The organism is Halomonas beimenensis (assembly GCF_002549795.1).
GTDB lineage: Bacteria > Pseudomonadota > Gammaproteobacteria > Pseudomonadales > Halomonadaceae > Halomonas > Halomonas beimenensis.
Map to the genome: position 1 here is coordinate 3,150,989 of NZ_CP021435.1, position 24,317 is coordinate 3,175,305.

Here is a 24,317-nt window from a genome sequence, read left to right on the forward strand (position 1 = left end):
GACGCGGGCCGGAGAGGAGATGGTGATGGCACACCCCCACGATGCCCAGGGCTTCTGGCGCGACCCGGCGCTGCCCTTCCTGGAGGCACGCCGGGTGACGGACGGTCGCCGCGTCTGCTACGCGAAGCACAGCCACGAGACCTTCTCGATCGGCGCCATCACCGGGGGAGTCAGCACCTACTGGAACCAGGGCCACGAGGAGGCGGTCGGCCCGGGCTCGGTCGTGGTCATGAACCCCGGGGACGTGCATGCCTGCAACCCCATCGACGACCGTCCCTGGTCCTACGACATGCTCTATCTCGACGCCGCCTGGCTCGCCGGCCTCCAGCACGAGCTCGAGGCCCCCGCCCCCCGGGACTTCGCGATGTTCGCCACCCGCTCCAGCGCCCAGCCGGGGCTCCACCGTGACCTGACGGCCCTGTGCGACACCCTCTTCGACCCCGACGCCACGCGCCTGGCCCGGGAGACCGAGGCCACCGCCTTCGGTCTCGAGATGCAGCGCCGGCTGGCGCCACGGGCACGGGTGGCCGGCGGCGATCCCCGCGGCCTGCGCCGGGCGGCGGATTTCATCGACGCCCACTGCACCCAGGCCATCGGCCTGGACGACATCTGCCGTGCCGCCGGCCTGTCGCGCTCGTACCTGGTGAGGCGCTTCAAGGCCCACTTCGGCCTGACGCCCCATGCCTTCCTCATCGACCGGCGCATCCGGCTCGGCCGCGACGAGCTGCGCCGCGGCCGGCCCATCGCCGAGGTCGCCATGAACTGCGGCTTCGCCGACCAGGCCCACTTCCAGCGCACCTTCAAGCGGCTGCTGGCCGCCACCCCGGGCCAGTACGCTCAGAGCCTCGCGATCACCAGATAACCCGCACTCGCCACCAGCAGCAGCGCCAGCAGCCGATTGACGGCGCGGACCTGGCCGAGGTGGCGGAGGAAGCGCCGCAGGAAGGCCCCGGCATAGGCCCAGCAGCCGATGGACAGGAAGCAGATCACGAAGTACAGCGCCGCGAACCACCCGACCAGGGCGAGATCGCCGCTGGCGGCGTAGGCTCCCATGCCCGCCAGCGAGGCCAGCCAGGCCTTGGGATTGAGCCACTGCATGGTGGCGCCGACCAGCATCGAGGGGCCCGCGCCCCCATCCGCCCCTTCCAGCCGCCCGTCATCGGCGACCAGCCGGTAGGCCATGTACAGCAGGAAGGCGACCCCGGCCCAGCGCACCGCGCCGAGGATCCCCGGCCAGCGGGCGAGCATCTCGTGCAGGCCCAGGCCGATCATCACCAGCAGCAGGGTGAAGCCCAGGGTCGCGCCGGTGACGTGGCGCAGGCTCGCCCGGAAGCCATGGCGAGTCCCGGAAGCCAGGGCTACCAGGTTCACCGGGCCGGGCGAGATCGACGCCGCCAGGGCGAAGGCCGCCATGGAGAGCGACAAGGTCAGGGTCATGAGGAACCTCCTGTCTCGGGTTGAGGCTCCCCAGGCTAGGCGGCCACGGGGGCGGCGTATTGAACGAGATTGCCCCGATGCCGCCCTTCGGTCCTGGCAGGCCTCGTCAAGACGGCGGGCAGGCTCGCTCCGGCGCCATCATCGATCGCCTCCCCCATCCGCAGGGGCCGAACCGGGATCCTCCCGCTCCTCTTCGTCCGGGTGCAGCACGAGGTCCTCCACCGCCGTATCCAGCAGCCGCTCGGTGGCCTTCACCAGGGCGCGTGCCACCCGGTAGGTCGCCTCCAGCGACACGGACTCGTTGGGGGCATGGGCCAGTTCGATCTCGCCGGGCCCGTACACCACCGTGGGCACGCCCGCCAGCCGCACCCAGCCCGCCATGTCGCAGCCATAGGGCATCCCGGCGATGGGGGCCGGCTGCCGGAACTCCTCCTCCGTCGCTTCGGCCAGGGACGTCACCAGCGGATGATCCTGCCGGATCTCGGCGGAGCCGAATCCGGACGCCAGGAGGTGGATGTCCGGCGGATGCTCCCGGAGCCAGGGGTCATCGCCGATGGCGGTCATGATGCTGCGGCGGAAGCGCGCCTCGGCCTCCTGGAGGGTCTCGCCGAGGGCCACGCCGACGCGGACCTGGGCCTCCAGGGAATCCATGACCGACGAGGACCACAGGCCGCCCTGGATGGTGCCCACATTGGTGGCATAGGGCAGCGGATGCCGTGCCATCAAGGGATGGGGAACGCCGGCGTTCAGGGCCCGTTCATGCTCGCGCATGGCGTGGTAGACGGTGATGAAGTGATCCAGCGCACTTTCGCCCTGCAGCCGCCGACTGGCATGGGCCGACTTGCCGGTGATGCGGATCCTCAGCGACATGGCCCCGGCATGGGCGATGACCAGCTGAGGAACGCCCTCCGCGCCCAGGGTGGGCTCGGGGATGATGGCGGCATCGGCATGCCAGCCTCCGCGGATGGCCGCCAGGGTACCGAGCCCGCTGTCTTCCTCGGCCGGTACCGCGGCGAAGATGAGGCGTCCGGGGAAGTTCCGGCCGCTCTCGGCGAAGGCCTCGAACGCCGCCATGGCCGCCACCAGGCCGGCCTTCATGTCCGAGGCGCCGCAGCCGAAGATGCGGTCACCGCGCGCCACTCCCGAGAAGGGTTCGTCATGCCAGTGGTCGTAATCGCCGGGGGGCACCACGTCCACATGCCCGGTCAAGAGCACGGAAGGGCCGGGCTGCTCCCCGCGCAGCACGCCCACCACCACCGGCGCCCAGGCGCGTTCCACCTCATGCCCCGGGTAGCGGGGGTCGCGCTGCAACGAGGCGATGCCATCGTTCCAGTAGGCGATCTCGGCATCGGACCGCTGCAGCCAGTTGGCGATGTGGGACACCGCCGCGTCTTCCTGGCCGGTGACGGAGGGAATGCGGATCAGCGAGACGAGATCCTCGCGGATACGATCGATGTCGATGAACGACGCACGCCTGACCATGCTCGCGGTCCTCGGGATGGCCCCTGTCGGTTCCTTGAAGTCTAACCCCCCCGGCGAGCCTGCGCGCTCCGAGTCGGTCGTCGGCCTCCCGGATGCGGCCAGCCTCGGCGGCCGACGGCATCGACCACCGACGGGGCCGGCGGCCGGGAACTCGACCGCCCCGTCGGTCGGGGATTGCGCCGTCTTTGCACCCTGGGTCCACGGCTCCTGCACGTCGGGGGGCGAGGCTGCAGACATCCACCCAAGGCGCAAGGAGCATGACCATGACCCCGATCCTCTCACGCAAGCGGCTCGTGACCCTCCTGCTGGCCGGCCTGGCCACCCCGCTGTCGCTGGTCGCCGGCGCCTCCCCGTCCGACGGACCTGAGCGGGGCCCGCAGGTCGCCCCGCACCTCCAGGCGCTCTACGACCGGGCCGGCCTGGATGCCGAGACCCGCGAGGCGCTTCACGAAGCCAGGGCCGAGCACCGCCGGACGCTGCGCGAGCTCCAGGCCGAGCATCGCCAGCGGCTCGCCGAGATCCTCGACGACGACCAGCGTGCGGCCCTGGAGCAGGCCAGACGCGAGCTGCATGAACAGCGGCGAGCCGAACTGCGCGAGGCTCGACAGGCACGCCTGGACGCCCTGTACGACGAATGGGACCTCGATACGGCGACTCGCGAAGCGCTCGGCGACGCCCAGGCGGACTTCCGCGAGCAGGCCCGCGCCCTGCGTGAGCGACGGTTCGACGACCGCGAGGCGCGGCGTGAGGCCTGGCGGACGCTTCGCGATGACTTTCGCGACACCCTCGCCGAGCATCTGGACGAGCGTCAGCTCGACCAGCTTCACGAGGCCCTGCGTCCTCCCCGGCGCGCGCCAGGCCGCCACCATCGGGGCACACCGGCCCAGGCGCCGGACGCCGGCTGACCGCTTCCCCTGTCCCGCCCTCGAGACGCCCGGCCCGTGCCGGGCGTCTTGCGTTGTCGAGGCCTCATTCGACTTCGGGATTCACCCTGATGGATGACGCCGACTTGCAGACCCGCGAGGAGGTGCGTATTTTATTTGAACGTTCATTCAAAATAAATCGTCGCCCCTGGCGGCAGGAGTCTTGCGAATGTCGAATAATGCCTCCCTTCCCGAGCGACGGGATCGGATCAACCGGACGGTCTTCCACGGCAGCGTGGCCGGCATCCTGGTGTTTTTGGTCCTGACCATGACGTTCACCCAGGAGGCCGGCGCCTTCTTCGACGCCGGCCTGGCCTGGGTGAACGACACCTTCGGCTGGTACTACATGCTGGCCGCCGTGGTGTATCTCGTCTTCGTCGTGGTGATCGGCTTCTCGCGAGTCGGCTCGATCCGCCTGGGGCCGGACCACTCGCGCCCCGAATTCTCGCTGGTGTCCTGGGCCTCGATGCTGTTCGCCGCCGGCATCGGCATCGACCTGCTGTTCTTCTGCGTGGCCGAGCCGCTGTCGCACTTCCTGGCACCGCCGGATCTCGCCCCCGAGAGCGCCGCGGCCATGCGCGCCGCCGTGCCCCAGACCTTCCTCCACTGGGGACTGTCCGGCTGGGGCATGTACGTGCTGATGGGCATGGCGCTGGCCTACTTCAGCTACCGCCACCGCCTGCCGCTGGCCATCCGCAGCGCCCTCTACCCGCTGCTCGGCAAGCGCATCCATGGCCCGATCGGCAATGCGGTGGACATCACCGCGGTGATCTCCACCGTGTTCGGCATCGCCACCAGCCTGGGCATCGGGGTGATGCAGCTGAACTACGGTCTGACCTTCATGTTCGGCGTGCCGGAGAGCCTCGCCACCCAGGTGGTGCTGATCGTGCTGGTGGTGATCCTGGCGACCATCTCGGTGATCAGCGGCGTCGAGAAGGGCATCCGCCGGCTGTCCGAGTTCAACATGGGCCTGGCCGCCGCCCTGCTGCTGTTCGTGCTCTTCCAGGGCGACACCCTGCACCTGCTCGACGCCCTGGTACTCAACGCCGGGGACTACCTGAGCAACTTCGTCGGTTCGAGCTTCGACACCTACGCCTTCGCCGGCGATGACGCCCAGCAGTGGAAGGGCTGGTGGACCATCTTCTTCTGGGGCTGGTGGATCGCCTGGACGCCCTTCGTGGGGCTCTTCCTGGCGCGCATCTCCCGCGGCCGGACCATCCGCGAGTTCGTCATCGGCGCCCTGCTGATCCCGCTGGGCTTCATGATGGCCTGGATGTCCATCTTCGGTAACAGCGGCATCGAGCTGGTCGCCGACCAGGGCCTGGCGGCGCTGGGCGAGCAGGCGCTGACCTCGCCCCAGACCACCATCTACACCTTCCTGGAGCAGTACCCCTATATCGGGATCACCGCCTCGGTGGTGACCATCCTGGGCATCGTCTTCTTCGTCACCTCCGCCGACTCCGGCGCCCTGGTGCTGGCGAACTTCACCTCGATCCTCTCCGACGTGAACCACGACGCCCCGATCCGCCTGCGCATCTTCTGGTCGGTGACCATCGGCCTGGTGACCGTGGCCCTGCTGATGGCCGGCGGTCTCTCGGCCCTGCAGAGCGCCGTGGTGATCACCGCCCTGCCCTTCTCGGTGGTGATCTTCGCCATCATGGCGGGCATGACCCGGGCGCTGAAGCTGGAGAGCCAGAAGGCCGACGCGCGCCGCCAGGTCAGCGGCTCGGCCCCGGGGGGCGAGTGGCGCGAGCGCCTGGATCGGGCGCTGGACACCTCCAACCGGGCCGGCGCCGCGGCCACCATCGAGCATGCCATCCGCCCGGCCCTGCGCCAGTTCGCCGAGGAGCTCGAGAGCCGCGGCCAGAGCGCCACGGTGAGCGAGGAGGAGGTCGAGGGCGAGCCGCTGCCGCAGCTGACCCTGCAGGCGGACTTCGATGAGGCCCACAGCTTCGTCTACCAGGTGCGGGCCCACCGCCTGCGTACCCCGAGCTTCCTGCCGGTGGACGATGACTACTATGTGCGCCTCGACGTCTACCTGACCGAGGGTGGCGTGGACAAGGACCTCAACGGCTATACCCGCGGCCAGGTGCTCGGCGACGTGCTGTCCGAATACGAGCGCCACCTGCACTTCCTGGCCCTGGCCGGCGAGGGCGGCGCCAGCGTCCAGGCCATGCCCGGCTCGGTAGGCGAGCCGCCCCAGGACCTGAGCCCCGCCTGATCCGGCACGCCCCCAGCGACGACGGCGACCCTCGGGTCGCCGTTTTCGTGTGAGTCCGGCACGCGGGGGGAGACAAAGCGACGGATCGCCCCCATAGTCTAGGAATGGGCCATTGCCGGCCTCCTGGGAGGAACCCGCCATGCACACCAGAGTCGCGGTCATCCAGACTCCTCCGATCCTGCTCGACCTCGAGGCCAGCCTCGAGCACGCCATCATCGCGGTGGACGAGGCCGCTGCCGCGGGTGCCGGCCTGCTGGTGTTTCCCGAGGCCTACCTGCCCGGCTATCCGACCTGGATCTGGCGACTGAGGCCGGGCGGCGACATGGCCCTGTCCAGCGAGCTCCATGCCCGACTGCACGCCAACGCCCTCGACCTCGAGCGCGACGACCTGCGCCCCCTGCAGGAGGCCGCCCAGCGCAGCGCCGTGACCGTGGTGATGGGCCTCCACGAGCGCGACGGCCAGTACAGTGGCACCACCCTGTACAACAGCGTGGTGGTGATCGGCCCGGAGGGACGCCTGCTCAACCGGCATCGCAAGCTGATGCCGACCAATCCGGAACGCATGGTCTGGGGCCAGGGCGATGCCTCGGGGCTGCGGGTGGTGGACACCCCCGCCGGCCGCCTCGGCACCCTGATCTGCTGGGAGTGCTATATGCCGCTGGCCCGCTTCGCGCTCTATGCCCAGGACCTCGAAATCTTCATCAACCCGACCTGGGATGCCGGCGAGACACGGCTGGCCAGCCAGCGCCATATCGCCAAGGAGGGCGGCTGCTGGGTCATTGCCACGGCGACCGCCATGGAAGGACGCGACGTCCCCGAGGACTTCCCGGAACGCGATCGGCTGTTCTCGGCCGAGGAGTGGATCAACCCCGGGGATGCCACCGTGGTCGCGCCCGGCGGCGAGGTGGTGGCCGGCCCCCTGCACCGCGAGAAGGGTATCCTCTATGCCGATATCGATGCTGCGGCGGCCCGGCGGGCACGGCGTACCCTCGACGTCGCCGGCCACTACGGGCGGCCCGATCTCTTCACCCTGAGCGTGGACCGGGCGCCGCAGCCGCCGGTGCGTTTCTCCTGACCGCCGGCTTCGCCAGCAGCCTGTCGGGTTTGACCGATCGTCACGAGAGTCACGGATTTCGAGTCAGATCGATCGATTGAGGCGAATAGCCCGCTATTTAATGAAATGGATCGCATAACCTTGGCCGAAAGGCCGGGATTCGCAGTAGATCAGCGTCAAGTCCGACAGGCTGCTAGCATGGGCGGCCCAGTCCCAGGAGCCCTCTCATGGCCGAGATCATCGACCCCGCGATCATTCGCTACTACCACGCCCATCTGTACTACCAGGATGCGGCCGGCCTGGCCGAGGCTCGTCGCGTGGCCCAGGCCGCCGCGGCACGCTTCATGCTGGAGGTGGGCCGCTTCCACGAGAAGCCGGTCGGGCCCCATCCGCTGTGGAGCTGTCAGCTCTCCTTCGCCGCCGAGCGCTTCGGCGACATCGTCCCCTGGCTGGCCCTCAACCGGGGCGGGCTGGATGTCTTCGTGCACGCCGGCACCGGCAACGACCGCTTCGACCATACCCAGGGCGTGATCTGGCTGGGCCGCAGCCACGACCTGGACCTGAGCCTCTTCACCGACGCCCCCTGACCCGGATGCCTGCCATGCGCCTCTCCCCACTCGCCGGTGTCGTCCGCCGACTGGCTCCCTCGCTCGTCATCCTCCTGCTCGTCGGCTGCGGCGACGGCAACGAGGTCGGCGACGTGTCCCTGGGCCTGTTCACCACCAAGGACATCAAGATCGAGAGCCTCACCGATCCCAAGGTGCCCGGCGTGACCTGCCACCTGAGCAACATCGACGCGGACCTGGACCTGGCCGACCCGTCGGACACCAGCCTCGCCTGCCGCCAGACGGGGCCGATCACGCCGGACATGCTCACCGACATCGACACCTCGCCGGACGGCGAGCTGCTCTACCGGCGCTCCCAGAGCGTGCTGTTCAAGAGCCTCAAGCTGCGGCGGATCTATGACGCCGAGAGCCAGACCCTGCTGTACCTGGCCTACAGCACCAAGGAGACCAGCGGCAGCTTCAAGCATGCGCTGAGCAGCGTGCCGCTGTGGGGCACCCAGGCCTGGCAGGCGCCCGCCTCGCCATGAGCCGCCCGGGCCTTCGGCTACACTGAGGACCATGTCCCCCCTGCCGACGAGGCGACCATGAGTCACCGCTTCATCGAGGTCATCAGCGACTACCCCTCGACCGAGGAGAAATTCACCCTCCTGCTGCATCTCGACCAGATCGCGCAGATTCGTCCGGAGATCGAGGCGGAGAACGAACCCCGCCACGAGCCGGTCGCCGTGGTCACCCTCAGGAGCGGGGAGACGCTGATCCTCCAGAACAGCTTCCAGAGCGTGGTCAAGCGGCTGCATGACGCCAAGATGGTGATGAAGCCCTGAGAGGCGCTCCCGGCGTCGGGCCAGACGCCAGGACCGGGGCATGGCAGCCGCCATCCCCCGGTCAGGCCTGGGCCGGCGTCGTTCAGGACATGTCGAGCACGACCCGCCCCTCGATCCGGCCGTCGATCATGCGCTGGAAGACGTCGTTGATGTTCTCCAGACGATCGCCGTGGACGGTGGCCTTGACCTTGCCCTCGCCGGCGAAGTCCAGGGCCTCCTGGAGGTCCTGGCGGGTGCCGACGATGGAGCCTCGCACGGTGATGCCGTTGAGCACGGTGTCGAAGATCGGCAGCGGAAAGTCCCCGGGCGGCAGGCCGTTGAGCGAGATGGTCCCGCCCCGGCGCACCATCCCCTGGGCCTGCTCGAAGGCCTTGGGGGACACCGCGGTGACCAGCACGCCGTGGGCGCCGCCGATCTCGCGCTTGAGGTAGGCGACCGGGTCGGTCTTGAGGGCATTGACGGTGACCGTGGCGCCAAGGCGTTCGGCCAGCGCCAGCTTGGCGTCATCGATGTCCACCGCGGCGACATTGAGCCCCATGGCCTTCGCGTACTGCACCGCCATGTGACCGAGCCCGCCGATGCCGGAGATCACCACCCACTGGCCGGGCCGGGTGTCGGTCATCTTGAGCCCCTTGTAGACGGTCACCCCGGCACACAGCACCGGCGCGATCTCCAGGAAGTCCACGTCGTCGGGCAGGCGACCCACGTAGCCGGCATCGGCCAGGGTGTAGTCGGCGAAGCCGCCGTTCACCGAGTAGCCGGTGTTCTGCTGGGACTCGCACAGGGTCTCCCAGCCGCCCAGGCAGTGCTCGCAGTGTCCGCAGGCGGAGTACAGCCAGGGCACGCCGACCCGGTCGCCCTCCTTGAGGTGGGTCACGCCCTCCCCCACGGCGGCCACATGCCCGACGCCCTCGTGGCCGGGGATGAAGGGCGGCTCGGGCTTGATCGGCCAGTCGCCGTGGGCGGCGTGCAGATCGGTGTGGCAGACGCCGGAGGCGGCGATCCTGACCAGGATCTCGCCGCGCCCGGGCCGCGGCACCTCGACCTCTTCCAGGGTCAGCGGTTCGCCGAAGGACCGCACCACGGCGGCTTGCATCGTCTTGTCCATGGTTTCTGCTCCTGATCTTGCGTTCGCGGATCCCGGTGCCACCATCCCGGCGGCACCGGTCGTCGATTCGTCAGGGAAGCCACCCCGGGGTGGCCCCGAGGCGGTGGCGCTTCAGAAGAAGCCGAGGGGATTGGTGTCGTAGCTGACCAGCAGGTTCTTGGTCTGCTGGTAGTGCTCCAGGGCCACCTTGTGGGTCTCGCGGCCCACGCCGGACTTCTTGTAGCCGCCGAAGGCGGCGTGGGCCGGATACTGGTGGTAGCAGTTGGTCCAGACACGGCCGGCCTGGATGCCGCGGCCCATGCGGAAGGCGACGTTGATGTCGCGGCTCCACACCCCGGCGCCGAGGCCGAACTCGGTATCGTTGGCGATCGCCAGCGCCTCGGCCTCGTCCCGGAAGGTGGTCACCGCGACCACCGGGCCGAAGATCTCCTCCTGGAACACCCGCATGCGGTTGTGGCCCTTGAGCAGGGTCGGCTGGATGTAGAAGCCCTGCTCGAAGGCCGGATCGAAGCTTTCCTTGTCGCCGCCGGTCAGGAACTCGGCGCCCTCCTCCCGGGCGACGTCCATGTACGACATGATCTTGTCGAACTGTTCCCGGGAGGCCTGGGCGCCCACCTGGACGTCGGTGTCCAGCGGATTGCCGCGCTTGATGGTCGCCACCTTCTCCATGACCTTGGCCATGAAGGGCTCGTAGATCGATTCCTGGATCAGCGCCCGGGACGGACAGGTGCAGACCTCGCCCTGGTTGAAGAAGGCCAGCACCAGGCCCTCGGCGGCCTTGTCGATGAACTCGGGCTCGGCGTCCATGATGTCGGCGAAGTAGAGGTTCGGCGACTTGCCCCCGAGCTCCACGGTGGAGGGGATGATGTTGTCGGCGGCGCACTTGAGGATATGCGCCCCCACCGGGGTCGAGCCGGTGAAGGCGATCTTGGCGATGCGGGTGCTGGTGGCCAGGGCCTGGCCGGCCTCGGCGCCGTAGCCGTTGACCACGTTGACCACGCCGGCGGGCAGCAGGTCGCCGATGACTTCGAGGACCTTGAGGATCGACACCGGCGTCTGCTCGGCGGGCTTGAGCACCACGCAGTTGCCGGCGGCCAGCGCCGGCGCCAGCTTCCAGGCGGCCATCAGGATCGGGAAGTTCCAGGGAATGATCTGACCCACCACGCCGAGCGGCTCGTGGAAGTGGTAGGACACCGTATTGGCGTCGATGTCGGCGGCGGTGCCCTCCTGGGCGCGGATGCAGCCGGCGAAGTAGCGGAAATGGTCCACCGCCAGCGGGATGTCGGCATTGAGCGTCTCGCGGACCGCCTTGCCGTTGTCCCAGGTCTCGGCGACGGCGAGCATCTCCAGGTTCTGCTCGAGACGATCGGCGATCCTGAGCAGCAGGTTGGCTCGCTCGGTGGCCGAGGTCTTGCCCCAGGCCGGGGCCGCGGCGTGGGCCGCGTCCAGCGCCCGCTCGATGTCCTCCGCGGTGGAACGGGGGATCTCGCAGAACGCCTCGCCGTTGACGGGGCTGACGTTGTCGAAATACTGGCCCTTCACCGGGGCGACGAACTCGCCGCCGATGTAGTTGCCGTAGCGCGGCGCGAAGCTGACGACCGCATCGGGACGGCCGGGATCGGCATAGATCATGGCGTGGCTCCTTGCTGTTGTGGTTGTGAAGCAGGCACGCCTTCAAGTCTTGGCCAGCTCGGGCGGCTGGGACATACTGCGGAGGCAGGAGGCGGCCTCCTCCATCGGTAGGAGGCCGCGAAGCGCATAGCCGAGGAGTGTTGCATGGATACCCTGATGGTGGCCGATGACCATCCGCTGTTTCGCGAGGCCATCGGGGCGGCGATCCGCACCGGCCTGCCCGACTGCCGCCTGCTGGAGACCGACAGCCTGGCCGGCGCCCTGGCCCGGGCGGACGAGACGGATCTCGACCTGCTGCTGCTCGACCTGGGGCTGCCCGACGCCGAGGGCCTGGCCGGCCTGGAGCGGCTGCGCGAGGCCCGGCCCGAGCTGCCGGTGGTGGTGATCTCCGCCGAGCAACAGCGTGCCACCATCCTGGATGCCATCGCGCTGGGGGCGGTGGGCTACATCCCCAAGTCCACCCCCCGCCAGGCGCTGATCGCCGCCCTGACCCAGGTGCTGGAGGGCCATGTCTACCTGCCGCCGGATATCATGCGCAGCCCGGGCCCGGCCGGGCCGCGATCGGCCGGGCCGCGCTCGTCCCCTGCCGCAGCGGAGACAGGCTCGCCCCTCGAGGCCCTCACCGACAAGCAGTTGCAGGTGCTCGCCCGCATGGTCCGCGGCGATGCCAACAAGGTGATCGCCCGGGATCTGGACATCGCCGAGACCACCGTCAAGACCCATGTCTCGGCGATCCTGCGCAAGCTGGGGGTGGCCAGCCGGGTGCAGGCCATCCTGCTGGCCGACCAGGCCGACCTCGCCGCCCAGCTCTCCCGGCGTCGGCTACGCGCCTGAGCGCCCTTCCAGCAGTGCTGTCAGCAGCATCCTGAGGCGCAGCGGCTTCACCGGCTTGAGCAGGCAACCGTAGCCCCGCTCCCGCACCCGCTGCTTGAGTCCGCCCTCGTGATTGGCGGTGATCACCACTACCCCCAGCGCCGGGTGACGATCACGCAGCCGGTCCGCCACCTCCAGGCCGTCGGGATCCCCCGGCGCCAGGTGATAGTCCACCAGCAGGATGTCGACCCCCTCCCGGCGGCTCGCGGCGTCCAGGGCGCCGGGGGTCGAGGCGCAGTGGACCCGGCACCCCCAGCCCTCGAGCAGGGCCGCCATGCCGTCCAGGACGGCGGGATCGTCGTCCAGCACCCAGACCCGCGCACCGGCGGGGTCCCCCGCCGGCAGTGCCTCTTGCGCCGGCGGCGTCTCGGGCCGTCGGCCATAGGGCACCCGGATCGAGAACAGTGCGCCTCGGCCGGGACGGGAGACGAGCTCGAGGGGGTGGTCGAGCATGCCGGCGATGCGATCGACGATGGCCAGGCCCAGTCCCAGGCCGCGATCGGCGCCTTCGGGGGCGACCACGGCGCGCCGGAACTCCAGGAAGATGGCCGACTGCTGGGCCTCGGGGATGCCGGGGCCGGTATCGCCCACCAGGATCTCGAGCCCATCGGGACGCCGCCGGCAGCCGAGCAGCAGATGGCCGCGCTCGGTGTAGCGCACGGCATTGGTCAGGAAGTTGCGGACCACTCGGGCGAGCAGCGCCAGGTCGGAGACCACCACCGCCGAGGACGGCACGTAGTGGAAATCGAGCCCCCGGGCGCCGGCCAGCTGGCGGTACTCCTCGGCGAGCACGTCGAGCAGCTCGCCCACCGGGAAGGTCGCCACGTCGGGCGTCAGCACTCCGGCATCCAGCCGCGAGATGTCGACCAGGGTGCCCAGCAGGGCCTCGACATCCTTGAGCGACCGGCCGATGTGGCCCACCAGGCGACCGGCATCGTCGGGAAGGCCCTGATCCTCCAGGGCGCTGGTGAACAGTCGCGCGGCATTGAGCGGCTGCAGCAGGTCATGGCTCACCGCCGCCAGGAAGCGGGTCTTGGACCGGTTGGCGGCCTCGGCCTCCGCCCTGGCCGCCTCCAGCCGGGTGTTGGCCTCGCCGAGAGCCTCGAGGGTCCGATGCAGGCTGTCGGTGCGTTCGCGCACCTGCTCGGCGAGCAGCACGGCGTGCTCGAAGGCCCCATAGGGCGCCCCGCCGGCCATGCCCGCCGACTCCACGCGCTCGATGAGGGCGCCGCAGATACGGCGCAGGCGAGCGTTCTCCTCCATCAGCGCCCGCTCACGCTCGCTGTCCGGCACGAAGGCCGGTGGCTCAGGTCCCAGCTCCAATGGCCACTCCGGTGAGCGTCTGGTTGATGTGCATGCCCTGGTGCTGTTCGCCGTAGGTGCTGAAGCCCACCACGCCGGCGGCTGCCAGGCGGCGGGAGGCGTCAGCCACCTGCCCCCCGGCCTCCAGCTCCAGACGGCGCAGGAAGCAGTCGCAGCCGAGGATCAAGGCGGGCGGCCCCAGCCGACGGGTGAGCCCTGCCAGGACCTCGTCGAGATCCTCGAGCAAGGGCGCCGGACGCATGGCGGTGAGCACGATGCCGTTCTCCACCGCACAGTAGAAGCGCAGCCCGCCGTCCTCATCGACCCGCTGGATGGAACGGACGTAATACGCCTCGCCGATGCGAACCGCCAGGGGATGTCGCGCGAAGACTCCGGCATCCAGCTCGGCCACCGGCCGCCCCACCAGCCGGGCATATTCCTCGGCGGCAGGGGCGGCGTTGAGTTCCAGCACCCGGCGATGCTCCCGGTCGACGGCGGTGACCACCAGCTTCTCTGCCCGGGGACGCAGGTGATGGGTGGTGAAGACCTCGAAGGGACGCCGGCTGGTGACCATGATCACCACCGCCGCGGCGGTATGGAAGCCGCCGTCGGCATAGACGTGGGTATGGCTCAGGCGGTTGTCGTCCCCGGCGGACCCCCCGAAGCTGGGAATGCCGCCGAGGGCCGCCTCCAGGGTGGCCAGCACCTGTTCCTCGCTGCTGGACAGGCCGTCCAGTAGCGTCAGCACGAAGGGGCGAGCCGCCTCGGACGGACGCTGGCGGCGGCAGTCGGCGAGCAAGCCGTCGACCAGCCGCTGTGCCCGGGGCAGCGCGAAGCCGTCCAGGTCCTCGACGCGGGCGCAGGCGATGGAGAAATCGTCGCGATCGAAGCCGATCGCCACGATGCAGCCTCGTCCATAGCCTTCGGGGGTGATCTCGCCGGCCGTGGTGCAGCCGGCCAGCGTCACCGGCGCGAAGGCCCCCTCCAGGGCCTGGCCGAGCTCGGCCAGGGGATAGTCCGCGCTGCAGAAGAAGAGCACGAAGCCCAGCTCGGGCCCGCGCAGGGCCGTGGCCAGCTCGGCGGCGGCGACCTCGGGATCGGCACTGGCGCTGAAGGCGGTGCGCGGCGAGGGCCGAGCGTTGGAATCGATGGTGTCCATGGCGGCCGTGCAGGGAAAGAGGCAGGAAAGGAGCGGATCTTCCAGTCTAGGCGGCTGCCCCCTGCCTCGACAATGGGTCAGGACGGGGCCGGTGCCACCGGCAGGCGCTCCAGGCTCAGGTCCAGGGTCTCCCTCAACCGGGCCAGGGTCTCGTCGCTCCCCTCCAGGCGACCGGCGAGGGCGCCCTGTTCGAGCCGGGTGGCCAGCCCCGCGACCTTGACGGCACCGACACTGGCCGACTCGCCCTTCAGCTGGTGGGCCAGCCGCCGGATGGCCTCCGTGTCACCGTCCGCCAGGCCATCCACCAGGGCCTCCAGGTGTCGCGCGGCATCCTCCCGGTAGCGGGTCAGCAGGGCCTCCCGGCCTTTCCCCCCCAGGCTGTCCCCCAGCTCGGCCAGGCGCTCGGAGTCCCACAGCTGGTCGCGCGCCACCGACGCCGCCTCCCGCTCGGTCGGCAAGACGCTCCTCCTGGCGGGAGCAGAGCGCAGGTGGCGCTGCAGTGCCTTGAGCAACGACGCCTGCAGCAGGGGCTTGCCCAGGTAGCCGTTCATGCCGGCGGCCAGGCAACGGGCCTGGTCGCCCTCCGGCCCGCCCGCGGTCATGGCGACGATCGGCATCTCGGCCAGCCAGCCCCCACGGGCCCGGAGACGGCGGGTCACCTCCAGGCCGTCCAGGTCGGGCAACTGCACGTCCATGAAGACCAGATCGAAGCGTTCCCGTTCCACGGCGGCCAATGCCTCCGCCCCGGTGGCCGCCAGGCTGACCCGGCACCCCAGCTTGGCCAGCATGGCCTGGGCCACCTGCTGGTTCACCTCGTTGTCCTCCACCACCAACAGGGTCACGTCACGCAATTCCGGCAACCGCCCGCTCTCGCTTGCGGTCGGATCGGCGGCCGATGCCGGCGGTGCCTCGGTCAGCGGCAGGCTGAACCAGAACCGGCTTCCCTTGCCCGGGCGACTCTCCATGCCGATGCGCCCCCCCATGGCTTCCACCAGTCGCTTGCTGATGGCCAGCCCCAGGCCGGTGCCGCCGAACCGACGGGCCGTGGTCGGATCCCCCTGCCGGAAGGGTTCGAAGAGCTGTCCCTGTCGGTCCGGCGGGACGCCGCAGCCGGTGTCGATCACCGTGAAGTCCAGCCTGTCCCGTTCCTCGGCCACGGCCTCGACTCGGATCTCGCCGGCCTCGGTGAACTTGATGGCATTGGAGAGCAGGTTCAGCAACACCTGGCGAAGCCGGCCGGGATCGACGACGATCCGTTCCGGCAGGGCCGGATCCAGCGCCACCGTCAGGCGCAGTCCTCGTGCCTCGGCATGAGGCCGGAACAGCGACACGGCTCCCTCGACCAGCTCGGCCAGACTCACCGGCTGGAGTTCGAGCTCCAGGCGCCCGGCCTCGATCTTGGAGAAGTCCAGGATATCGTTGATCAGCTCCATCAGCCGACGGGCACTGTCATGGATGGTGCCCGCATAGTGGCGAGCCTGATCGGGCAGCGCTTGCTCCACCAGAAGATCGCTCATGCCGATCACGCCGTTGAGCGGGGTGCGGATCTCGTGGCTGACGGTGGCGAGGAACTCCGACTTCGCCTGGCTGGCCGACTCGGCACGCCGGGCCGTGATCTCCAGCTCGGCGCTGAGCGATTCCAGGGCCCGGCGCGCGGCGGCATTGTCCCGCGCCTCGCGGACCAGGAAGGTGACCACCAGCAACGCCGCCACGCTCATGCCCAGGATCAGCACCAGCAGCAGCCCATAGAGCCACTGCAACCGTTCCCGTTCCTGGGTCGAGGCCTGAGCCAGGTGGCCATTGAGGGTGATGATCAGCCGTTCGGCGAGCTGGCTCAGCTCGCCCAGCCGCTGGATCAGGGCCTCTCGGGAGGTGGCGTCCAGGGTGTCCAGCCCGTTCAGGCGTTCATCCAGGGCACGGAGATGGCGCTCGATCTCGGCCACCAGGGTCTCGGTCCGGGGAATGGCGGCGACCAGTTCGGCCACCTCCCCGTCGCGCAGCAGGTTGAGCCGACTGTAGAGCAGTTCGAAGCGCAGCCTCGCCTCCTGCAGGGCATCGGCTTCCGGCTCATGGAGCGCCAGGTAGCTGCGCAGGTCCACGGCATCCCGATCGAGCTTGTAGGCGTGCCAGACCGTGTCCTCGCCGACCCGCCAGACCAGGCTGTCCTGACGCCAGGCGACCAGCCCGACGACGAGGAGGGCGGCGGTGAAGAGCAGCAGGGCGGCGGCGACGCCGAACTTCAGCCGCAGGGGGTAGGTCAGCACCGCTCGCTCCTCGGGCTCAGTGGACTTGGATGCGGGTCACCTGCCACACCGAGCGGAAACGAATGGCCTCGGTGAGCAGTTCGGGATGGGCATCGAAGGGATAGAGCACGAACAGCGGCCCGAAGCGACGGATGGGCATGATCTCACCGTTACGCGTCATGGCCAGGATGACGCCGTAGCGTTCGAAGTCGCTGACCGGGATCTCGGCCTCGAAACCGTTCAACGCCACTACCCGGACATGATCCCCCTGGGCCCCCACCGCCTCGAGCAGCGCCTCGGCCAGGGGCCCCTCGAAGCGGCCGGCCGCGTCATGCCAGGGCGTGTCCGTGATGATGCTCCGCGACGGCAGGGCCTCGAGCATGGCACGATCGAAACGCGCCACCCCGTCGCCGTTGGTGTGGCGGATATCGCCCGTCACGGTCAGCACCACGGGGCCCTGGGGCGCGGGCAGGGGCGCCGCCTGGGCGCCACTCGACATCGCGCCGGCCAGGAGCAGGCCGGCGAATAAGTGGAGAAGAGCGCGCATGGGAGCTCCGGGTCGGCAGTCTCGTCGCCGCCAAGGGTACGCCAATCCACGTCGGAGGTCAGTCGTCGGGAACGAAACGGCACAGGGGGCGACGGGCGCCCCCTGTTCGACCGCGCCGGGCAAGCCTCAGTCCTTGGCCGCCTCGGGGTGCTCGATCCGCACCAGGTCCTCGTAGGCATGCCAGCTGGCATGGCCGAGCACCGGCAGGATCAGGGCCAGGCCGATGTAGAAGGTGGCCACCCCGACCAGCACACAGGCGGTGAGGATGACCGCCCAGAGCAGCATGGGGCGGAAGTTCTTGCCCACCGAGCGGATGCTCGCCTCGATGCCCTCCATGAAGGTCAGGTCCTGGTCCATCAGGGTGGGGATGGCCACCACGCTGATGGTGAAGGCGCCGAAGGCCAGCACCGCGCCGATCCCCGTGCCGACCACCAGCATGCCCAGCCCCTCGACCGTGGTCAGCAGGGTGACGTAGACGGTCGCCGGGTCCGGGGCGCCGAGACCGAAGAAGAGCGCGAACAACAGGGTCGCGATGCGGATCCAGGCGAGGAAGAAGATCATCATCATCACGCCCATCATCGCCAGCGAGCCCACGTGCCCCTTCCAGGCCCCGAAGGCGTCACCCAGGGTCGGGTCGCGGCCGGCCTCCAGTGCCCGACTGATGCCGTAGGAGCCCACGGCGACCAGGGGACCGATGAACATGAAGCCGGCGATCAGCGGCAGCAACCAGTGCCATAGGCCCAGGGTGAAGGCCCCGGCGGTGACCGCGATGCTCAACCCCACCCAGAACATGCCATAGGCCAGGCTCACCGCCGTGGCACGCCGGAAGTCCTCGAAGCCGGCCGCCAACCAGGCCCGGGGCTTGTCCATGCCGATCGGGCGGATGCTGATGCGAACATTGGGGGCCGACTTGTCGCTGCTCTTCGTGGCTGCTGCGCTCATGGTGTCACCTCTGTTGCCGCGTTGGAGTCCCGGACTGCCGGGCCAGTCAGAGGCCGCATTCGGCCATGAGGCCCAATACGTGCTTCGTCCCTTGACACCTGATCAATGTAGCCATTCCCCGAGCGCCACGCCGACGCGGACTTCACGGCCACATCAACGCTAGGGGATTGCCCGCAATGACGACGCCCACACCCGGGTGGGGCGTGGGCGTCGCGGGACGGCACTCCGCCGGGCTCAGCGCACGATCATCACCGAGATCTTGCTGTGGTGGACCACGTGCTCGGCATTGGGGCCGAGCACATAGTCGGCGAACTTGCGCTTGTTGTGTGAGGCCATGACGATCAGGTCGACCTCGAGCTTCTTGGCCGCCTTGATGATGGCCTCCCAGGGCGAGCCGTCGACGATCACGCTCTGGACCTGCACGTCTTCCGGCACGTTCTGCTTGATGAAGTCGTGCTGCGCCTGGGAGAGGGCCTCATGAGCCTTGGTGGCAAAGTCCTCGGGGAAGTAGGCGCCCACCAGCGGCATGCGGTAGTCCGGCATCACCGTGACCACATGCAGCGAGGCGCCGAAGCTCCGGCACAGCGCCAGCGCCGTGGGCAGCGCCTTGCTCCAGGAGGCCTCCTCGTTGAGGTCCACCGGTAACAGGATCTTGCTATACATGGGTCACCTCCTTCAGGCCGAGACCGTGTCGCCGCCGTGTTCGCGGCGACGGCGCTGCAGCATCACCACCAGGCCGAAGACCAGGAAGGCGGGGATCCACATCCACTCCTTGGTCCAGCGATCCACCGGCGCCTGCACCTGGATGATCTCCTGGTCGAAGTCGAAGCCGAGATCCGCCGCCTGGCTGCCGAAGGCCACCATGTCGACCACGGCGCGATCCTCCTCGATGATCAATTCGAGCCCGAGATTCTCGAGGCGTTCCTGGCCCGTCTCGCCCTCCGGCACCGGCAGGGTCATGTAGGTGGTCATCGGATCGCCGTAGGCATCCAGTCCGCTGACCTGGACCCGCAGGGTGGTCTCCTCGTCCACCTCGCCGAGGGCCTCGACGAACTGCGCCGGCGGGATGTCCTGGTAGGGGTCGTGGATCATGTCCATCCAGAAGCCGGGACGGAACAGGGTGAAGGCCACCAGCAGCAGCAGCAGCGACTCGTACCAGCGGCTGCGGGTGATCATGAAGCCCTGGGTCGCGGCCGCGAAGATCAGCATCGCCACCGTGGCCACCACGAAGATCAGCACGCCCTGGAACAGCGAGACATCGATCAACAGCAGGTCGGTGTTGAAGATGAACAGGAAGGGCAGCGCCGCCGTGCGCAGGCTGTAGTAGAACGCCTGGAAGCCGGTGCGGATGGGGTCGCCCCCGGATACCGCGGCGGCGGCGAAGGACGCCAGGCCCACCGGCGGCGTCACGTCGGCCATGATGCCGAAGTAGAAGACGAAGAGGTGGACCGCGATCAGCGGCACCAGCAGGCCGTTCTGTTCGCCGAGCTGGACGATCACCGGCGCCAGCAGCGCGGACACCACGATGTAGTTGGCGGTGGTGGGCAGGCCCATGCCGAGGATCAGGCTGAGCACCGCGGTGAGCAGCAGGATCAGCATCAGGTTGCCCATGGAGAGGATCTCCACCACGTCGGCCAGCACCAGCCCCACCCCGGTCTGGGACACGGCCCCGACGATGATGCCGGCGGTGGCCGTGGCGATGCCGATGCCGATCATGTTGCGGGCACCGGTGACCAGGCCGTCCCAGAGGTCGAGCAGGCCCTCGCGAACGTCCTCGGCCAGGTTGCTGCGGTGGCGGAAGATCGCGGTGATGGGCCGCTGGGTCACCATGATGAAGAGCATGAAGACGGTCGCCCAGAAGGCCGACAGCCCCGGCGAGAGGCGTTCGACCATCAGGCACCAGATCAGCACGATCACCGGCAGGATGTACTGCAGGCCGACCATCACGGTGGGCCTGGTCTGCGGGAGCTTGTAGACCGGCTCGTTGGGATCGTCGAGTTCCAGCTCGGGATAGCCGGCGGCCACCTTGAGCAGTCCCACGTAGACCCCCGCCAGGACCACGGCCACCACCCAGGGCGTGGCGCCGCCGAGCACCGGCTTGAGCCAGCCCAGGCCGTAGTAGACCACCAGGGCGGTGATCATCATCAGCAGCAGGCCGGCCAGGAAGCCGATCACCTTGCGCACCAGCGGCTTGGGCGGGTTGCTGCTCTCGAGCCCCTGCATGTTCGCCTTGAGGGCCTCGAGGTGAACGATGTAGACCAGCGCGATATAGGAGATCAGGGCCGGGAGGAAGGCGTGCTTGATGACCGCCACGTAGGAGATGCCGACGTACTCGACCATCAGGAAGGCCGCCGCCCCCATCACCGGGGGCATGATCTGGCCGTTGACCGAGGAGGCCACCTCCACGGCGCCGGCCTTCTCGGCCGGGAAGCCGACCCGCTTCATCATCGGCACGGTGAAGGTGCCGGTGGTCACCACGTTGGCGATCGACGACCCGGAGATCAGGCCGGTCATGCCGGAGGCCACCACGGCCGCCTTGGCGGGCCCCCCCCGATAGTGGCCGAGCAGGGAGAAGGCGACCTTGATGAAGTAGTTGCCGGCGCCGGCCTTGTCGAGCAGGGCGCCGAACAGCACGAACAGGAAGACGAAGCTCGTCGACACGCCGAGCGCGATGCCGAACACCCCCTGAGTGGTCAGCCACTGGTGGTTGACCAGGCCATAGAGGCTGACCCCGCCATGGGCCAGGATGCCGGGCATGTAGGGCCCCGCCAGGCTGTAGACCAGGAACACCAGGGCCACGATCATCAGCGGGGGGCCCAGGGCCCGACGGGTGGCCTCGAGCAGCAGCACGATGCCGATCACGCCGACGATCACGTCCTGGAGGATGGGCGCCCCGGGACGCTGGGCCAGTTGTTCGTAGAACATGAACATGTAGGCGCCGCAGAAGGCCGCCGCGGCGGCGAGCACCCAGTCCTGCAGGGGAATGCGATCACGGGGCGAGCGCTTGAGCGCCGGATAGGCCATGTAGGCCAGGAAGAGCGCGAAGGCCAGGTGGATGGAGCGAGCCTCGGTGGCGTTGAACACCCCGAACCCCAGCACGAAGGGGATCGGCGACGCGATCCACAGCTGGAAGAGCGACCACACCGCGGCGATGCTGACCAGCAGCTTGCCCGGCATCCCGGCCGGCTTGCGGGCCCCGGTGTCGCTGGAGGCGACCATGTCCTCCAGGTCGACCTCGGATCCCGGAGCCCTCTTGTTGTCCTCAGTCATAAGCATGCCCTGCTCTGAGTCGGTTGCCACAAGGTTGCGCCTGCGATGTCGCCAACGGCGCAAACGCAATGCGCGGCCCTCGGCGAGGGCCGCGCATCATTCCGCGAAATGCGGTGATCTCAGGCGTCGACGATCACTCGATCCAGCCCTGTTCGCGATAGTAGCGCGCGGCCCCCTCGTGCAGCGGAGCGGAGAGGCCGGCGGTGACCATTTCCTGCGGGTCGAGGTTCTCGAAGGCCGGGTGCAGGCGCTTGAAGCGATCGAAGTTGTCGAAGATCGCCTTGACGGTCTGGTAGACCACCTCCTCGCTGGTGTCGGTGTCGGTCACGAAGGTGGCCGCCACGCCGAAGGTCTCGACGTCATCCGGGTTGCCCTTGTAGAGGCCGCCGGGGATGACCGACTTGGAGTAGTAGGGATACTCCTCGACGATGCCGTCGATGGCCTCGTCGTTGAGGGGGATGAGCCGCGAGTCGACGGTGGTGGTGGCCTCCTGGATGGAGCCGTTGGGATGGCCCACCACGTAGACCATGGCGTCGATGTTGTTGTCGGCCAGGGCCGCGGCCTGCTCGGCGCGGTCCAGCTGGGAGGCCAGCGAGAAGGTGTCCTCGGTCCAGCCCTTGGCGTCCATCACCACTTCCATGGTGTTGCGCTGGCCGGAACCGGGGTTGCCGATGTTGACGCGCTTGCCCTCCAGGTCGTCGAGGGTCTCGATGCCGGCATCGGCGCGGGCCAGCAGGGTCAGCGGCTCGCCGTGCACGCGGAAGACGGCGCGCAGTTCCTCGTAGGCATCACCCTCGAAGTTGCCGGTGCCGTTGTAGGCCTGGTACTGGACGTCGGACTGCACGACGCCCATGTCCAGCTCGCCGGACTTGATGCCGTTGATGTTGGCCACGGAGCCGCCGGTGGACGGCGCGTTGCACTTGATGTCGGCGTCTTCCAGGCGATTGACCAGACGACACACCGACTGGCCCACCACGTAATAGACCCCGGTCTGCCCGCCGGTACCGATGGTGATGAACTGTTCCTGGGCCACGGCCGGCGTCGAGATCATGGCGGCGCCGAGCAGCGCCCCGGAGAAGGCGGCGGCGGAGAATGCATGGCGTTTCATTGACACACCTCTTTGACGTTATGGGCGAAGCATACTTTCGACGGTCCCTCGTCGGTGACCGCCCGCGGTTATACCGCATTTCCCTACTTTAGCGGAAAAAACGTCTATCCGATGAGGATTTTTTCCTTCCGTGTCAGTGTAGTTGTCGCCTACGTTTAGGGCCCGTTTATTTTCGGCTTCACGCATGCACGCGGGCCCGGCGCTTGGCCGGGCCCGTGAACGCCAGTCGCCAGGTCTCAGGAGGCCTTGGTGATCAGCGCCTGCTTCTCGGCCTTCATGGCGGCGAACGCCTCCTCGAAGAAGAAGCGCTCCTCGCCCAGGGCAGGCTCGAGGTGATTGAGCCAGGTCGCGGCCTCGTCGTACCTGGCGAAGAAGGGCCGCTGGACCCAGTCGGCGTCGCGGCCCTGGATGAAGCGCAGCACGAACACCTTCTCGCCGCCGATCTCGGTGACCCCCTGGATCTCCACCTTGCCGGGGTCGGCGGACATCGAGGGGCCTCGGGCGGTCCGTGCCAGGCCGGGGACCCGTTTCATGGCCTCGCGGTAGATCTCCCAGGCGCGCACCAGGGGGACCTCGAAGTAGTGCCGGGCCCCGGTGTCGCGCTCCACGAACATGTAGTAGGGGATCATGCCCAGCCGCACCTGGTCGGTCCACATGCGGGCCCACTGGTCGGCGTCATCGTTGATGTGGGCCAGCAGCGGGGCCTGGGTGCGGATCTCGGCCCCGGTGGCGCGGATGCGGCGGATCGCCTCGCGGCAGATGGGGGTGTCCATCTCGCGCCAGTGGTTGAAGTGGGCCATGAAGGCGACATGCTTGCCCGCCGCGGTCAGCTCGCGGAACAGTTCGAGGATGTCCTCGGCGTCCGGGTCGGTGACGAAGCGGTAGGGCCAGAAGGTCAGGCTCTTGGAGCCGATGCGGATGTCCTGGACATGGTCCAGCTCCGGCGCCATCAGCCCCTCCAGGTACATCCTGAGATGCTTGGCCTTCATCACCATGGGGTCGCCGCCGGTCATCAGCAGGTCGGTGACCTCGGTGTGCTCGGCCAGGTAGCGGTGCAGGGAATCCGCCTCGCTGGAGGCGAACTTGAGGTCCTTGTCGCCGACGAACTGCGCCCAGCGGAAGCAGAAGGTGCAGTAGCTGTGGCAGACCTGTCCCTGGCTGGGGAAGAACAGCACCGTCTCGCGATACTTGTGCTGCATGCCCGGCAGCGGCTCGCCGTCCAGCATCGGCAGGTTCAGGTCCATCTGTCCCGCCGGATGGGGGTTGAGCTCGGCGCGGATGCGCTCGATCACCGGCTTCATCTCGGCGGCGCCGGCCTCGCGACGCACCAGATCGGCGACCTCGTCGAAGTGTTCGGGGCGCAGCATGCCGCGCTGGGGGAAGGTGAGCTGGAAGACGGGATCGTCGGGCACCCGGTTCCAGTCGATGAGCTCGTCGATGACGTACTCGTTGACCCGGAAGGGCAACACCTGGCTGACCACCCGCATGTCGAAGCGCAGGTTCTCGGGCAGTTGCTCGAGCGGGGCGATCTTGTCGAGCTGGCGATGGGTATAGACCTTGAACTGACGAGCCTCGAAGGCCTCGGCCCGGGGGTCGCCGAGCTCCAGGTTCACACGCTGATTCATG

General features: G+C 68.8%; 21 protein-coding genes. 8 read left to right on the plus strand and 13 right to left on the minus strand.

The genetic code is table 11. From position 1 onward, the window contains the following. Positions 1-25 precede the first annotated feature (25 nt). On the plus strand, positions 26-862 hold the full coding sequence (locus BEI_RS14670; RefSeq protein ID WP_097790218.1) for an AraC family transcriptional regulator: 837 nt from the start codon (positions 26-28) through the stop codon (positions 860-862). Here the strand turns inward: BEI_RS14670 and BEI_RS14675 are convergent. Together BEI_RS14675 and BEI_RS14680 are read right to left on the minus strand one after the other, a co-directional pair. After that, on the minus strand, positions 838-1,437 hold the full coding sequence (locus tag BEI_RS14675) for a LysE family translocator (protein WP_227644490.1): 600 nt from the start codon (positions 1,435-1,437) through the stop codon (positions 838-840). The two genes, BEI_RS14670 and BEI_RS14675, sit on opposite strands and share 25 nt — an antisense overlap. A 138-nt stretch (positions 1,438-1,575) precedes the next feature. Beyond that, the gene (locus tag BEI_RS14680) at positions 1,576-2,919 is read right to left on the minus strand and encodes an ArgE/DapE family deacylase (protein ID WP_097790219.1); all 1,344 of its coding nucleotides are present in this window, start codon (positions 2,917-2,919) and stop codon (positions 1,576-1,578) included. Positions 2,920-3,182: 263 nt separating this feature from the next. Between BEI_RS14680 and BEI_RS14685 the strand changes: the two genes are divergently transcribed. From BEI_RS14685 to BEI_RS14710, 6 genes are all read left to right on the plus strand, one after another. Next, complete coding sequence (locus BEI_RS14685) at positions 3,183-3,824, plus strand: hypothetical protein (protein ID WP_097790220.1); 642 nt, start codon at positions 3,183-3,185, stop codon at positions 3,822-3,824. Between the two features lie 187 nt (positions 3,825-4,011). After that, positions 4,012-6,063: a choline BCCT transporter BetT gene (gene betT / locus BEI_RS14690; RefSeq protein WP_097790221.1), complete on the plus strand. Its 2,052-nt coding sequence runs from the start codon at positions 4,012-4,014 to the stop codon at positions 6,061-6,063. A 139-nt stretch (positions 6,064-6,202) separates the two neighbouring features. Next, positions 6,203-7,138: a carbon-nitrogen hydrolase family protein gene (locus tag BEI_RS14695; RefSeq protein WP_097790222.1), complete on the plus strand. Its 936-nt coding sequence runs from the start codon at positions 6,203-6,205 to the stop codon at positions 7,136-7,138. A 206-nt stretch (positions 7,139-7,344) separates the two neighbouring features. Continuing rightward, complete coding sequence (locus BEI_RS14700; RefSeq protein ID WP_097790223.1) at positions 7,345-7,704, plus strand: DOPA 4,5-dioxygenase family protein; 360 nt, start codon at positions 7,345-7,347, stop codon at positions 7,702-7,704. A gap of 14 nt (positions 7,705-7,718) precedes the next feature. Next, entirely contained in the window at positions 7,719-8,210 is a 492-nt protein-coding gene (locus BEI_RS14705; protein WP_097790224.1) for a CreA family protein, read from the plus strand. Between the two features lie 57 nt (positions 8,211-8,267). Then, positions 8,268-8,507 (plus strand): hypothetical protein, encoded by a 240-nt coding sequence (locus tag BEI_RS14710; protein ID WP_097790225.1) that lies wholly within the window; start codon positions 8,268-8,270, stop codon positions 8,505-8,507. A gap of 82 nt (positions 8,508-8,589) precedes the next feature. On the opposite strand, the gene adhP is transcribed toward BEI_RS14710, so the two are convergent. Then, on the minus strand, positions 8,590-9,615 hold the full coding sequence (adhP, locus tag BEI_RS14715) for an alcohol dehydrogenase AdhP (RefSeq protein ID WP_097790226.1): 1,026 nt from the start codon (positions 9,613-9,615) through the stop codon (positions 8,590-8,592). 111 nt (positions 9,616-9,726) lie between these two features. Further along, on the minus strand, positions 9,727-11,247 hold the full coding sequence (gene exaC, locus BEI_RS14720) for an acetaldehyde dehydrogenase ExaC (protein ID WP_097790227.1): 1,521 nt from the start codon (positions 11,245-11,247) through the stop codon (positions 9,727-9,729). A gap of 144 nt (positions 11,248-11,391) precedes the next feature. Here exaC and BEI_RS14725 point away from each other — a divergent pair, with 144 nt between their 5' ends. Further along, complete coding sequence (locus tag BEI_RS14725) at positions 11,392-12,081, plus strand: response regulator (RefSeq protein ID WP_097790228.1); 690 nt, start codon at positions 11,392-11,394, stop codon at positions 12,079-12,081. Here BEI_RS14725 and BEI_RS14730 read toward each other — a convergent pair. The 9 genes from BEI_RS14730 to BEI_RS14770 form a co-directional block, all read right to left on the minus strand. Further along, positions 12,070-13,443 carry an ATP-binding response regulator gene (locus tag BEI_RS14730; RefSeq protein ID WP_379802268.1) on the minus strand — a complete coding sequence of 458 codons (1,374 nt, stop codon included), beginning with the start codon at positions 13,441-13,443 and terminating at the stop codon, positions 12,070-12,072. The two genes, BEI_RS14725 and BEI_RS14730, sit on opposite strands and share 12 nt — an antisense overlap. Next, the gene (gene nosP, locus BEI_RS14735) at positions 13,427-14,581 is read right to left on the minus strand and encodes a nitric oxide-sensing protein NosP (RefSeq protein ID WP_097790229.1); all 1,155 of its coding nucleotides are present in this window, start codon (positions 14,579-14,581) and stop codon (positions 13,427-13,429) included. Before nosP ends, BEI_RS14730 begins: the two co-directional genes overlap by 17 nt. A 77-nt stretch (positions 14,582-14,658) precedes the next feature. Further along, positions 14,659-16,845, minus strand: a complete 2,187-nt coding sequence (locus tag BEI_RS14740) for an ATP-binding protein (protein ID WP_097790230.1) — start codon at positions 16,843-16,845, stop codon at positions 14,659-14,661. 16 nt (positions 16,846-16,861) lie between these two features. Beyond that, entirely contained in the window at positions 16,862-17,371 is a 510-nt protein-coding gene (locus BEI_RS14745) for a putative pterin-binding protein (RefSeq protein ID WP_097790231.1), read from the minus strand. Between the two features lie 126 nt (positions 17,372-17,497). Continuing rightward, positions 17,498-18,313 (minus strand): DUF2189 domain-containing protein, encoded by an 816-nt coding sequence (locus BEI_RS14750; protein ID WP_097790232.1) that lies wholly within the window; start codon positions 18,311-18,313, stop codon positions 17,498-17,500. Between the two features lie 234 nt (positions 18,314-18,547). Continuing rightward, entirely contained in the window at positions 18,548-18,976 is a 429-nt protein-coding gene (locus tag BEI_RS14755) for a universal stress protein (RefSeq protein WP_097790233.1), read from the minus strand. Between the two features lie 12 nt (positions 18,977-18,988). Further along, positions 18,989-21,583 carry a TRAP transporter permease gene (locus BEI_RS14760; RefSeq protein ID WP_097790234.1) on the minus strand — a complete coding sequence of 865 codons (2,595 nt, stop codon included), beginning with the start codon at positions 21,581-21,583 and terminating at the stop codon, positions 18,989-18,991. A gap of 133 nt (positions 21,584-21,716) precedes the next feature. Continuing rightward, positions 21,717-22,691, minus strand: coding sequence for a TAXI family TRAP transporter solute-binding subunit (locus BEI_RS14765; RefSeq protein ID WP_097790235.1), 975 nt, complete (start codon positions 22,689-22,691; stop codon positions 21,717-21,719). A gap of 236 nt (positions 22,692-22,927) precedes the next feature. Then, a complete protein-coding gene (locus BEI_RS14770; RefSeq protein ID WP_097790236.1) occupies positions 22,928-24,316 on the minus strand; it encodes a KamA family radical SAM protein in 1,389 nt (462 codons plus the stop codon). Position 24,317: the final 1 nt, after the last annotated feature.

Excerpts from the sequence above, each read along its gene's own strand:
- BEI_RS14670 (WP_097790218.1), top strand. The coding sequence starts at position 26 with ATGGCACACCCCCACGATGCCCAGGGCTTCTGGCGCGACCCGGCGCTG.
- BEI_RS14675 (WP_227644490.1), bottom strand. The coding sequence starts at position 1,437 with ATGACCCTGACCTTGTCGCTCTCCATGGCGGCCTTCGCCCTGGCGGCG.
- BEI_RS14680 (WP_097790219.1), bottom strand. The coding sequence starts at position 2,919 with ATGGTCAGGCGTGCGTCGTTCATCGACATCGATCGTATCCGCGAGGAT.
- BEI_RS14685 (WP_097790220.1), top strand. The coding sequence starts at position 3,183 with ATGACCCCGATCCTCTCACGCAAGCGGCTCGTGACCCTCCTGCTGGCC.
- betT (WP_097790221.1), top strand. The coding sequence starts at position 4,012 with ATGTCGAATAATGCCTCCCTTCCCGAGCGACGGGATCGGATCAACCGG.
- BEI_RS14695 (WP_097790222.1), top strand. The coding sequence starts at position 6,203 with ATGCACACCAGAGTCGCGGTCATCCAGACTCCTCCGATCCTGCTCGAC.
- BEI_RS14700 (WP_097790223.1), top strand. The coding sequence starts at position 7,345 with ATGGCCGAGATCATCGACCCCGCGATCATTCGCTACTACCACGCCCAT.
- BEI_RS14705 (WP_097790224.1), top strand. The coding sequence starts at position 7,719 with ATGCGCCTCTCCCCACTCGCCGGTGTCGTCCGCCGACTGGCTCCCTCG.
- BEI_RS14710 (WP_097790225.1), top strand. The coding sequence starts at position 8,268 with ATGAGTCACCGCTTCATCGAGGTCATCAGCGACTACCCCTCGACCGAG.
- adhP (WP_097790226.1), bottom strand. The coding sequence starts at position 9,615 with ATGGACAAGACGATGCAAGCCGCCGTGGTGCGGTCCTTCGGCGAACCG.
- exaC (WP_097790227.1), bottom strand. The coding sequence starts at position 11,247 with ATGATCTATGCCGATCCCGGCCGTCCCGATGCGGTCGTCAGCTTCGCG.
- BEI_RS14725 (WP_097790228.1), top strand. The coding sequence starts at position 11,392 with ATGGATACCCTGATGGTGGCCGATGACCATCCGCTGTTTCGCGAGGCC.
- nosP (WP_097790229.1), bottom strand. The coding sequence starts at position 14,581 with ATGGACACCATCGATTCCAACGCTCGGCCCTCGCCGCGCACCGCCTTC.
- BEI_RS14745 (WP_097790231.1), bottom strand. The coding sequence starts at position 17,371 with ATGCGCGCTCTTCTCCACTTATTCGCCGGCCTGCTCCTGGCCGGCGCG.
- BEI_RS14750 (WP_097790232.1), bottom strand. The coding sequence starts at position 18,313 with ATGAGCGCAGCAGCCACGAAGAGCAGCGACAAGTCGGCCCCCAATGTT.
- BEI_RS14755 (WP_097790233.1), bottom strand. The coding sequence starts at position 18,976 with ATGTATAGCAAGATCCTGTTACCGGTGGACCTCAACGAGGAGGCCTCC.
- BEI_RS14760 (WP_097790234.1), bottom strand. The coding sequence starts at position 21,583 with ATGACTGAGGACAACAAGAGGGCTCCGGGATCCGAGGTCGACCTGGAG.
- BEI_RS14765 (WP_097790235.1), bottom strand. The coding sequence starts at position 22,691 with ATGAAACGCCATGCATTCTCCGCCGCCGCCTTCTCCGGGGCGCTGCTC.
- BEI_RS14770 (WP_097790236.1), bottom strand. The coding sequence starts at position 24,316 with ATGAATCAGCGTGTGAACCTGGAGCTCGGCGACCCCCGGGCCGAGGCC.